The organism is Nocardia sp. alder85J (assembly GCF_020176955.2).
Taxonomy (GTDB): domain Bacteria; phylum Actinomycetota; class Actinomycetes; order Mycobacteriales; family Mycobacteriaceae; genus Nocardia.
Genome location: NZ_JAIUCZ020000014.1, coordinates 56393 through 68176, shown reverse-complemented (window position 1 = coordinate 68176; position 11784 = coordinate 56393). Strand labels below are relative to the sequence as shown.

The following is an 11784-nucleotide window of genomic DNA, read 5'->3' as shown; positions in this document are numbered from 1 at the left end:
TCTTCCTCCGCGGCTCAGGCCGGGCCGAGCTCGGCGTCGAGCAGGGCGAACAGATCTCGGTCGGTGGCGGCGCCGGCGGGTACCGGCGCGAGGGGGCGGTCGTCGACGGCGAGGCGATTGAGCGCGCCGCGCAACCGGGTACGCAATTCCGCGCGCACGGCCGGATCGGCCGGCGCGTCCCGGACCGCGCGTTCGAAGTCGGTCAGCCGGTCCAGCACCTCCGGCCGGGCGTTGCCCGCGGCGACCTGGGCGCACAGGTGGCGGACCAGCGCGTCGACGGTGTCGTGATCGAACAGGGTGGTGCTGGGCAGCCGCAGCCGGAAGGTGTCGCCGAGGCGGCGGGCGAGTTCGACCGCGGCCAGCGAGCCCAATCCGATGTCCTGCAACCGGTCCTCGGGCCCGACCACCGGCCGGGCGCCGCGGATGGTGCGGGCGATGCCGGCGACCACCACGTCGAAGACCAGGCGGTGCTGCTCGTCCGGCGGCAGCGACGGCAGCGAGAACAACCAGGCGGGCACCGGATCCGGCGCGGGCGCGGGGGTGACCACGGGAGCCGTGGCGGGCGTTTCGGCCGGTGCCGCGGCGGCCGCGCTGAAGATGTTCTCGTCCCCGGCGGCGAGGGCCGCGCGGATGGCCGGTTTGTCGATCTTGCCCATCGCGTTGCGCGGGATGCGCTCGGCGTGGACCACCCGGGTCGGCAGCTTGTAGCGCGCCAGTTCCTGCTCGGCGAACCGGCGCAGTTCGGCCAGGCCGGTGGCGGTGTGGCCGGTGACGATCGCGACCACGCTCTCACCCTCGTGCTCGTCGGGCAGGCCCACCACCGCGACGTCCTCGACGTCCGGGTGGCGTCCGAGCACCTGTTCGACCTCGGCGGAGTAGACGTTGTCGCCACCGACGATGATCATGTCCTTGCGCCGGTCGACCAGGTACAGATAACCGTCGGGGTCGAGGTAGCCGATGTCGCCGGTGCGGAACCAGCCGTCGGCGAACACCTCCGCGGTGGCCTCGGGCTTGTTGCGGTAGCCCCGGGCCACCGTGGGCGCGCGCAGGACCACCTCGCCGCGTTCTCCCGGCGGCAGCGCCGCGGCCCCGGGCAACTCCGGATCGGACGGGTCGATGATCCGGATGTCGGTGTAGGGCAGCGCGAGTCCCACCGAGCCCGGATGTGCGGCGATCCGATCGGCGGGCAGGTAGGCGACGAACAGCGTCTCGGTCAGGCCGTACGCCTGTTGCAGCGCGATGCCCCGCTCGCGGTAGCGCTCGATGAGCGGGGCGGGCGCGGGCGCCCCGGCGGTGACGGCGGTACGCAGCGCCGACAGGTCGGCGGCCGCGAAATCGTCGCGCGCGGCGACCGCGGCGAACATCGCGGGTACCGCGAAAACTGTCGTCACACCATATGTCTCGAGGTCGGCGAGCATGTTCGCGGCCTCGAAGCCGCGGCGCAGCACGACGGTGCCGCCGCGCATCAGCGTGCGCAGCATGAAGCAGCCGAAGGGCGCGGTGTGGAACAGCGGCGCCACCACCAGGGTGACGTCCAGCGCCGCCGCGGTGGCGACCATGTCCTGATTGATGCCGTTCCACCACAGGTTGCCGTGCGTCAGCTCGACGCCCTTGGGCCGGCCGGTGGTGCCGGATGTGTAGGCCAGCATGGCGATTCGGCCGGGCTCGCAGTGCACCGCCGCCGGCGCCGCGGGCGTCTCGGCGGGTAGCGACTCCCACGGCGGCGGCGCCTCGCCCACGGCCAGGGCCGGATCGCCGGGGACCGAGAGCAATCGGGCCGGGCCGGGCGCGGCGGCCTCGGCGATCGGGCGGTACTCCGGTTCGGCCACGATGGTGTGGGGTGCGCAGTCCGCCAGCACGATCGCCACCTCCGGCGCGGTCAGCCGCGAGTTGACCGGCACGAACACCGCGCCCAGCCGCGCGGCCGCGAGGAAGGTGGTCAGGAAGGTGACGCTGTTGCCGCCCAGATACACCACGCGGTCACCGTCGCCGGCGCCGCCGCGGGCAAGGGCCGCGGCCAGCCGCCGCGCCTGCTCGGCGAGGGCGGCGTACCCGTAGGTACTACCCTCGTAGACCACCGCGACCCGGCGGCCGGTCTCCCGTGCCAGCGTATCGATGCGCGCGGCCGGGCTCAGTTCTGTCGTCGTCGGCACGATCACGATGAGCTACCTCCAGTGCCCGGCTAGGCCGAGTCCAGCAGTGTCGCAGGAACATCCACACCGAATCCGGTGCGCGCGGCGAATTCCGCGATGCCCTGCTGCTGGCGTGGGCCGAGCCGGAAGTCCAGTGCGTCGGTGTAGTACCGGTGCAGGGTGTCGGCGTCGAACTGTTCCCAGCGCGCGGTCCGCTCGCACAGTTCGTCCATCTCGGTGATGGCCCGGTCGCGGGCGTCGAGCCAGGCGGAGTGCACCCGGCGCACCGTCTCCGGTTCGCGGTCGAGGAATTCGCGGCGCGCGGCGACCACGGCGAACACGAACGGCAGCCCCGTCCATTCCCGCCACATCCGGCCCAGGTCGTGCACCACCAGCCCGCGCATGGGCGCGTAGTACAGCGCGGTGCGCAATGCGACGTCGCCGATCAGCACCGCCGCGGGCGCCTGCGCGAACATCACGTCGAGATTCGGTGGGCTGGAGAAGAATCGGGGCCGCACGCCGATGCGCTCGGCCAGCAGCAGTTCGGCCAGCCGGACCGAGGTGCGGCTGGTGGAGCTCAGCGCCACCGGAACCCCGTCGAGCCGCTCCAGCGGTACCCGGCTGACGATCAGGCACGACATCACCGGCCCGTCGCAGCCGATCGCCAGATCCGGAAGCATCACCAGATCGTCGGCGTGCGAAAGGAATTCGACGAGGCTGATCGGCCCCATGTCCAGCACGCCGGAGGCCAGTTCGGCATTGAGCCGTTCCGGGCTGCCCCGGACGAGGTCGAGTTCGATCAGGCTGCCCGAGCGGGCCAGGCCCCACAGGATCGGCAGCCAGTTGAGGAACTCTATGTGGCCGACCCGGGGGCGCCGGCGCAGGGGAGTGAGGCGTCCGGCCTGGACGTCGGGACCGGAAACTGAACGCATAGGCCAACTGTCGCCGACCCGGCCCGGCCGCGTAACCCCTACGCGTCCCCTAACCTGGGGTGCCGGGCCGCCGCACGGATGCCGGCGGCCCGGCGGAATCGCTAGGCCGTCAAGGGAATTCGGTCGGGCTGAACGGCGTTCTCGCGCAGCACCCGCCGCATCGCGGCGCGCGCCCGCTCGAAAACCTCGGTATCCTCGAACAGGGTCCGGTCGGAGGCGGCGCTGCGTTCGAAGGCGGACAGCTCGAAGGCCAGCTGGACCGGGTCGGTGTCGGCGCGGATCTCGCCGAGTTGCTGTGCCTCGACGATGGTTTGGCGATGGAAGTCGTGCCACTGCCGCCAGACGGAGACGATGGCGTCGCGCACCCGCCCGGGCCGGGACCCGTACTCGGCGCCGACGGAGAGGAAGAAGCAGGCCCCGCCGGCGGCGGTGTCCTTACTGGTGTGTTCGAGCCAGGCCTCGCACAGGGTCTGCAACCGCCCGATGCCCGAGGGCTGCCGCAGCGCCGGTCCGATCACCTCGGTGATGAAACTGGCCTTGGCCTCCTCGATCGCGGCCAGTTGCAGCTCCTCCTTGGAGCCGAACAGGCCGAAGACCCCACTCTTGCTGGCGCCGAGGGCGGTGGCCAGCCGGCCTATGGTGAGCCGGTCCAGACCTTCCGCCGTGCCGACCTGAACCGCTTCGCGCAGAATGGCGCGGCGGGTATCCTGCCCACGCATGGGCCGTGTCTCGGTCATCCGCCTAGTTCTCCTTAGTCGCCGCCCCAGTGTGTACGGCCCTGTCCATATTAGCTGAACGATCGTTCGGCCAGGTATAGCCCCTGGTCCCGGACGTCGATCCCGTTGTCGCGAGATTCCGGTGGTCGATGCGGGTGCGGCCCGCGATATGTGCTCGCCGCCCGCTCGCCGTCGCCTTGACCCGAGCGAACGTTCGTGCGTTAATGAAAGAGCATGAACGTTCGGTTCAATGACAGCAAGGGTCTGTGATGCGTTCTTCGACGACTATTCGGCAGGTGGACGATGACTGACAGCGTTGCGAACGAGGTCCCCGCCGCGGTCGAACCGCGCCGGGTACTGCTCATCACCTCTGTGGCCACCTTCGTGGCCTTCCTCGACATGTCCGTGGTAAACGTGGCTTTCACGGACATGTATCAGAGTTTCCCGGGCACCAAACTGTCCACCCTGTCGTGGGTGGTGTCCGGATACGCCGTGTTCTTCGCGGCGGTGCTGACCCCGGTCGGCCGATACGCCGACGTGTTCGGGCGCAAGGCGGTGTTCGTGTGGTCGCTGCTGGGCTTCACGGTGGCCTCCGCATTGTGCACCATCGCCCCGAACGTCGAATTCCTGATCGGCGCGCGAGCCCTGCAGGGCGTCGCCGCCGGCGGCATGATCCCCGCCGCACTGGGCCTGGTGCTCGGCTCGTACCCCGTCGAGCGCAGGGTGGCCGCGGTGGCGGCCTGGGCGGCGGCCTCCTCCGCGGCCGCCGCCTTCGGGCCCGCGCTCGGCGGTGTCCTGGTCTGGGCCTGGGACTGGCGTGCGGTGTTCCTCATCAACGTGCCGGTGGGCCTGCTGGCCTTCGTGGCGGGCCTGGCCTGGCTGCCCGAGATCCGGCCGCAGCTGCGGGTGCGGCCCGATCCGGTCGGCGCGGTCCTGGTCGGCGTGGGCGTCGGCGCCGTCGTCGTGGGGCTGACCCAGGGCGGCGACTGGGGCTGGACCAGCGCGGCGTTCCTCGTCACCACCCTCGGCGGTGTGGTGTTGCTGGTCCTCGGCATCCTCCGCTCGCTGCGGCATCCGGTGCCGGTGTTCGAGGTGAAGCTCTGGGCCGACCGGAAGTTCGCCGCGGCCAGCGGCGTCTCGTTCCTGTTCGGCATCGCCATGTACGCCTGGCTGCTGGCCTGTCCGTTGTGGACGATCGTGGTGTGGAAGTACTCGGTATGGGAAGCGGGCCTGGCGAATTCGCCCGGCGCCTTCACCGCGGCCATCGGCGCGGGCGTCGTGGGCCGGTCCAAGAACCCGGACATCCAGCGGATCGCAACTGTGTTGGGCGCCATCCTGTTCGGCATCTCCGGGATCCTGTTCGCCACCCTGCTGGACGCGCACCCGGCCTTCCTGGCGGTCTGGCTGCCGGTCGGTCTGCTGTCCGGTCTGGCGATCGGCCTGCTCATGACGGCGGTGTCCTCGGCGGCGGCAACCTCGTTGCCGCAGGCCAACTTTGCCTCCGGATACGGCATGAGCATGACGGCCCGGCAGATGGGTGGCGGTCTGGGTATCGCCGCCTTCGCCGCGATCACCGTCTCGGTGACCACGGGCTGGCTCGACGGTCTGCACGCGGTGTTCTGGTTCGCCGCGGCGGCCATGGTGCCGGTGGTGGTCGCGGCACTGCCGATGACCGGCCCGCCGCTGGTGGAAGCCGAGCCGGCCGCCGGTGCGGGAGCGGAGTCCGCGCTGACCGAAGGCGTTGTGTGACCTATTTCATAGACACGGGCTCGTCGCCGAGCCCGTGTCGGTACCGGCCAGAAGATTTCGAGACCGGAAGGCCTTTGTGACGTACATGTGACGTCGTAAAATTTCAGACATTTCACCCCGTGGCGTATCGGTGCACCCGATACGCCCGGATGTCGTCTCGGGTGCAACCAATTCCCGCTGACGGCGATCGGAAAAATTCCGGACCTGCGCGGACCCGGCGTGGCGGTTGAACCGATCGTTGATATGTCAGCGCGGAAATTCGTCGGATCAATGAGGGCCCGGCCGACCTGGGATTACCGGTCCCGGTCGGTCGCTTTCGTAAACACATCCGGTCCACCGTGCGATTAGTATCTGCAACGGCGGACGACGAAGTCGCCCTTCGGTATCCGATGCCGGTCGCAGCAGCGGCCGGTCGGCTGTGTGGGGCGGGGGTTATGCCCATGGAACCTGTTGGACAAATAACGGAATCTCGTCGGAGACCGTCGGGTACGGGCGGTACGAACGGTGTTCCACAACGCGCCTGGTCGCAAACATCGGCCCTGTCGTATTTACGCGGCGGCGGGGCCGCCCGGCTGCGGGTGGCGCAACTACTGGCCGTGATCGACGCACCGACGTCGTTGTGGATCCTGGCCGAGATACTGGACGCGGACCGGGCCGCGGTGCGCGCGGCGATCGGTGAGCTCACCGCGGCGAAACTCGTGGCGTACAGCCAGTTCCGGCATCGGGATGTCCGGGACGCGGTGCTGCGCGAGACGCCGATCACCCTGCGGCGGCGACTGCACCAGCGGATAGCGGAGGTGTTGTACGAGTGTTCGGCGCCGGCCACCCAGGTGGCCGATCACCTGATCGGCGGCGCGGAGGTCCGGGTGCCGTGGGCGGTGTCGGTGCTGCGCAACGCGGCCCGGCACGCCATCGCCGACGACGATGTGCCCAGTGCCATCGAATATCTCGAACTGGCGTGCCGGGCCGCCGACAACGACGCCGACCGCGGCTCGATGCTGGTGCACCTGGCGGTGATTCGCTGGCGGCTGAGCCCGTCGACCTCGACGCGCAGCTTCGCGCGGCTGGTGAACATGGTGCACAGCGGCGCGATGCCCGCGTCCGGCCTGGCCATGGCCGCGCGCTACCTGCTCTACTCCGGCCGCACCGAGGACGCCACCCGCGCGGTGCGCCTGCTGGACGACGCCGCGACCACCGGCGAACCGCTGGCGGTCGCCAACCGGGCCATGTTCCAGCAGTGGCTGCGCTGCCTGTATCCGGGGCTGGCGACCGCGGCCGCGGCCGAGCCGGACCTTCGCGGTGGCGGTCCGGATCAGGACCGGACGCTGCGCCGGTGCGGCTGGTACGAATCCGACGGCGTCGCGGTGACGCTGCTGTCCGACATCTTCACGCACGGCGCCTGCGATCACAGCATCGCGCGGGCGCAGCGCCTGCTGCGGGCGCATCGCCTCGACGACCGGACGGTGTGCTCACTGCTGACCGCGTTGGATGCCCTGGTCTACAGCGACCGGCTGGAATCGGCGGCGTCCTGGTGTGATTCGCTGATGCTCGAGGCCAATGCGCGGCAGGCGCCGGCCTGGCAGGCGATCTTCGGGATCTGGCGGTCGGCGATGTATCTGCGGGCCGGCGCGGTGGACGACGCGATCGGGCACGCGGTCACGGCGCTGAGCCGGGTGCGCGGCGACGGCCTGGGCACCTACGGTGGCCTGGCGGTGGCCTGCCTGGTCGAGGCGGCGACCGCCGCGGGGCGGCTGCGGGAGGCCGCTTCGTATCTGGAAACCGAAGTGCCGGAGACGGTCTCGATGGCACGGGTCGGCCTGCACTATCTGCACGCCCGGGGCCGGTACCGGCTCGCCGTCGGTGAACTGGACGGCGCCCGCGCCGATTTCCTCACCTGTGGGGAGCGGATGCGCAACTGGCACATGGACATTCCGGGGCTGGTCGCGTGGCGCAACGACCTCGCCGAGGTGCAGCTGGCGGCCGGCGACCTGCCGGGGGCTCGTCGCTGGGCTGCCGAGCATCTGGCCATGATTCGCAGTGCCGCAAAGCATTCCAGTGGCAGTGTGTCGCTGCGACTGATCGCCGCGACCAGTGCGCCGCCGCAGCGGGTCGGGCTGTTGCGAAAGTCGGTGCACATCGCGGCATCCGGTGCGCAACTGCTCGACACCGCCACGGCCCTGGCCGATCTGGCCGACGCCTATCACGTGGTCGGCGAGCGTGACCGGGCCCGGACCGCCGCGCGGCGGGCGCTGCGGCTGGCCGAGCAGTGCGGCGCGGAGCCACTGCGCCGCCGGCTGGCCGGGCCGCGGGCGGCGAACCTGCACCCGGTGCCGGTCCAGGAGAATCCGCGCGGGGCGGTGGAATCGCTGAGCCCGTCCGAGCTGAAGGTGGCCCGGCTGGCCGCCGACGGCTGCCGCAATCGGGAGATCGCCCGCGAACTGCACATCACGACCAGCACCGTGGAACAGCACCTCACCCGCGTCTACCGCAAGCTCGGGGTGACCCGCCGGGCCGGGCTGGCCGCGGCGCTCACCGACGAGACCGATACCCCGCAGACGGAGGCGGTGTGATCACCGGGCCGTGGCTGCGGCGGTTGCCGCCGGGCGACGGCTCGGCGCCCGCCCGGCTGGTCTGTTTCCCGCACGCCGGTGGCTCGGCGACGGCCTACCTCCCGCTGTCCCGGTCGCTGGCGTCGCGGGTGGAGGTCGTCGGGGTGCAGAATCCTGGCCGGCAGGAGCGGTACGCCGAACCGCGGCTGGAGTCGATCGCCGAACTCGCCGACGGTGTGCTGCCGAGCATCCGCAAGGCACTGGACCGGCCGACGGCGTTGTTCGGCCACAGCATGGGAGCGGTTCAGGCCTTCGAGGTCGTCCGCCGATTGGAGCAGGAAGGGCTCTCGGTCGCAGCACTTTTCGTGTCGGCGCGGCGCGCGCCCGCGCGGTACCGGGCCGAGGCGGTGCACCGGCGCCCGGATGCCGGCCTGATCTCGGAGATGCGGTTGCTGGGCGGCACCGACGGGCGGATCTTCGACGACCAGGAGATGGCCCGGATGTACCTGTCGGTGGTGCGCAGCGACTACACGGCGGTGGAGACCTACCGCTGCGAACCCGGTGTCCGGGTGAGTTGCCCGATCGTCGCGGTCACCGGGGACCGCGACCCTCGGGTACCGGTCGGCGAGGTGCGGGAGTGGGCCGGGCACACCGCCGCCGGATTCCGGATCCGGGTGCTCCCGGGCGGGCACTTCTATCTGACCGAGCACGCGGCGACGGTGGCGACGCTGGTGGACGAGGTGCTGGGCGAGACCTGACCCGGCCGGGAGGCTAGTCCGCCACCTGCACGATCAGCTTGCCGAGATTCTTCCCGACCAGCAGTCCCCGGAATGCCTCGATCGCCTGGTCCAGCCCCTCGACGATGTCCTCCAGATACTCCAGCCGGGAGTCGCGCAGCCAGCGGGTGGTGTCGTCGAGGAAGGCCGGATACTGGTCGGCGGCGAATTCGGACTGGATGAAGCCCCGGACGGTCAGACTCTTACGCAGCACCGTGGACATCAGCAGGCCCAGCCGATCCGGCCCGGCGGGCAGGCCGGTGGCGTTGTAGTCGGCGATCAAGCCGCACAACGGGATTCGTGCGAACGAGTTCAGCCGCGGCAGCACGGCGTCGAAGACCGCGCCGCCGACGTTCTCGAAGTACACGTCGATGCCGTCACCGGTGGCGGCGGCCAGTTGCTCGGCGAAATCCGGGGCCCGATGATCGACGGCGGCGTCGAAACCGAAATAGTCGCGCAGCAGCGCCACCTTGGCCGGGCCGCCCGCGATGCCCACCGCGCGGGCACCCTTGATCCGCGCGATCTGCCCGACCGCGGAACCCACCGGACCGGTGGCCGCCGCGACCACCACGGTCTCACCCGGCTGCGGCCGCCCGATGACCGACAGCCCGGCGTAGGCGGTGAAGCCGGGCATGCCGAGCACCCCGAGGGCGGTGGTCACCGGCGCCGCGGCCGGATCCAGCAGCCGCAGCAGATCGGTGCGTTCCACCGAATGTGTCTGCCAGCCACCGTAACCCAGTACGATGTCGCCGGGTTTCAGGGCCTCGGTCCCGTCGTCGCCGGGCACGCTCGCCACCACCCGGGACACCGTCGCGCCGACCATGGTCCGGCCGATCTGCACCGGCGGGGCGTACGAGGGAGCATCGCTCATCCGCCCGCGCATGTACGGGTCCAGCGAGAGGTAGCGGGTCTCCAGCAGCGTCCAGCCGGGCCGGGGCGGATCCAGGGTGACGGTCTCGGTACGGAAGTCGCTCGGCTGTGGCATGCCGTCGGGACGGGCGGCCAGGACGATCCGGGTGCTCTGCATCGGTGCTACCAGCCTTTCGGTCGTCGACACGAACTACCGGCCTGCTGTGGCGTGCACCGACTCAGTCTGCCACCGACGCCGCGGCGGTCAGCTGTTCGGTGGCCCGTTCCACCGCCAGCGGGCGGTGGAACAGCCAGCCCTGCGCGCTGTCGCAGCCGAGTTCGAGCAGCCGATCGGCCTGGTACCGGGTCTCCACGCATTCGGCGGTGACCGTGAGGCCCAGCGCATGGCTGAGGCCGATGATGGATTCCAGCACGAGCAGATCGTTGCGTCCGGCGCTGCCCGGGGTGCGGATGCGCTGGATGAACGGCCCCGCCAGCTTCACCACGTGCAGCGGCAACCGGCCGAGATAGGCCAGATTCGAATATCCGGTGCCGAAATCGTCGATCGCGATCCGGACACCGCTGTCGGCGAGGATGCGCAGGGCCTGCAACGGCCGGCCGGTGGTGTGCATGAACGTCCGCTCGGTCAGCTCCAGTTGCAGTTGCCAGGTCGGGATGCCGGTGTCGGCGATGGTGTCCTGCACCCGCGGCAGCCAGTCGCCGTCGTCGACCTCGGCGGCGGACACGTTCACGCTCACCACCGGCGCGGCCGCCCCGAGCCGGTCGTGCCATTGCCGGGCCTGCCGGCAGGCCATCGTCAGCACCTCCGAGCCCAGTGCGCCGATGTGCCCGGAATCCTCGGCCAGGTCGATGAAGCGGCCCGGCGCCAGCACACCCTCCTCCGGATGCCGCCAGCGCACCAGCGCCTCCACCGCGCCGGGCCGGTGGTCGGCGAGGGTGACGATCGGCTGGTATTCGAGGAAGAACTCGCCGCGGGCCACCGCGCCCGGCAGTTCCGACACCAGATCGAGCCGGGTCTGCTCGCGCTGCTGCCGCTCCGGGTCGAACATCGCCCAGCGGCCGCGGCCGTCGGCCTTGGCCCAGTACAGCGCGGTGTCCGCGGCCTGCAACAACTCGTCGGGATGGGTGAGCTCGGCGCGTTCGGCGGCCACGCCGATGCCCGCGGTCATGGTCAGCCGTTGCCCGTGCACCTCGAATGGGTCGGCCAGCGCCCGCAGCACGGCATCGGCGAGGCCGGCCAGTTCCGCGTTGCCGGACGCGTCCGGCACCAGGATCGCGAACTCGTCGCCCCCGGTGCGCGCGGCCAGCCGCTCGCCACCGGCCAGCGCGGCGACCCGGGCCGCCACCTGGATGAGCAGTTCGTCGCCGAGCACGTGGCCGAGGGTCTCGTTGACCGATTCGAGCCCGTCGAGATCGATGTGGCACAGGCCCACCAGCGCACCGGAATCGGCGAAGGCGACGGTGAGTCCGTCGAAGAAGCGGGACCGGTTGGCCAGTCCGGTCAGCGGATCGTGATGGGCGTGGAAGCGCAACCGCGCCTCACTGTCACGCAGCCGTTGCTCGGCGGCGCGGCGGGCCGCGATCTCGGCGGCCCGCATCCCCTCCTGCTCGGCGAGCAGCCAGGCCCGGAACGCTCGCAGATAGCCGGTACCGAAGGCGCCCAGCACGGCGGCGGCGTCCACGCCGTGGGCGGCGAAGTGAGCGGACAGGGTCGCGACGCTCCGGCCGAGCACCTCGTCGTCGATGAACCGGGCGCGGGCCAGCTCGGCGCCGAGCGCCACCGCGGCCTGCGTATCGCCTTGGCGCGCGGCGGTATCCAGGCCGTCCGCCAAGCGCGTGAGCAGCTGGATCACCGCGGCCGCACCCGGCGCGACGGACTGTTCCCGGGCACCGCTGGCCAGCGCCGCTGCCCAGCCCCGAGCGAGCTCGGCCGTGTCGCCGGCCTCCGTGCCGACCGAACCGCCGTCCCACGCCATCTGCCGATCGTAGCCGGATCGTTACGCGTGTGCTAACCGCAGGATGGTAAGTGTTCCTCGAATACGATTGCCCTGCTTCGGCTT

8 protein-coding genes are annotated in these 11784 nt (G+C 71.0%); 3 read left to right on the top strand and 5 right to left on the bottom strand.

The annotated features are described in order from the left end of the window. Window positions 1-14: 14 nt before the first annotated feature. From LBW94_RS38580 to LBW94_RS38570, 3 genes are all read right to left on the bottom strand, one after another. Window positions 15-2159, bottom strand: coding sequence for an AMP-binding protein (locus LBW94_RS38580; protein WP_225057858.1), 2145 nt, complete (start codon window positions 2157-2159; stop codon window positions 15-17). A 23-nt stretch (window positions 2160-2182) separates the two neighbouring features. Continuing rightward, entirely contained in the window at window positions 2183-3064 is an 882-nt protein-coding gene (locus LBW94_RS38575; RefSeq protein WP_225057859.1) for a menaquinone biosynthetic enzyme MqnA/MqnD family protein, read from the bottom strand. Window positions 3065-3165: 101 nt separating this feature from the next. Beyond that, the gene (locus tag LBW94_RS38570; protein ID WP_225057860.1) at window positions 3166-3801 is read right to left on the bottom strand and encodes a TetR/AcrR family transcriptional regulator; all 636 of its coding nucleotides are present in this window, start codon (window positions 3799-3801) and stop codon (window positions 3166-3168) included. A gap of 282 nt (window positions 3802-4083) precedes the next feature. Here LBW94_RS38570 and LBW94_RS38565 point away from each other — a divergent pair, with 282 nt between their 5' ends. The 3 genes from LBW94_RS38565 to LBW94_RS38555 all read left to right on the top strand — a co-directional run bounded on the left by LBW94_RS38565 (window position 4084) and on the right by LBW94_RS38555 (window position 8836). After that, entirely contained in the window at window positions 4084-5529 is a 1446-nt protein-coding gene (locus LBW94_RS38565; protein WP_225057861.1) for a DHA2 family efflux MFS transporter permease subunit, read from the top strand. 596 nt (window positions 5530-6125) lie between these two features. After that, window positions 6126-8099 carry a helix-turn-helix domain-containing protein gene (locus LBW94_RS38560; RefSeq protein ID WP_225057862.1) on the top strand — a complete coding sequence of 658 codons (1974 nt, stop codon included), beginning with the start codon at window positions 6126-6128 and terminating at the stop codon, window positions 8097-8099. Further along, window positions 8096-8836 carry a thioesterase II family protein gene (locus tag LBW94_RS38555; protein ID WP_225057863.1) on the top strand — a complete coding sequence of 247 codons (741 nt, stop codon included), beginning with the start codon at window positions 8096-8098 and terminating at the stop codon, window positions 8834-8836. The genes LBW94_RS38560 and LBW94_RS38555 overlap by 4 nt, the downstream gene beginning before the upstream one ends. Before the next feature lie 13 nt (window positions 8837-8849). Here LBW94_RS38555 and LBW94_RS38550 read toward each other — a convergent pair whose 3' ends face one another. Together LBW94_RS38550 and LBW94_RS38545 are read right to left on the bottom strand one after the other, a co-directional pair. Next, on the bottom strand, window positions 8850-9881 hold the full coding sequence (locus tag LBW94_RS38550) for an NADP-dependent oxidoreductase (protein WP_225057864.1): 1032 nt from the start codon (window positions 9879-9881) through the stop codon (window positions 8850-8852). A gap of 61 nt (window positions 9882-9942) precedes the next feature. Further along, complete coding sequence (locus LBW94_RS38545; RefSeq protein WP_225057865.1) at window positions 9943-11700, bottom strand: putative bifunctional diguanylate cyclase/phosphodiesterase; 1758 nt, start codon at window positions 11698-11700, stop codon at window positions 9943-9945. Window positions 11701-11784 lie beyond the last annotated feature (84 nt).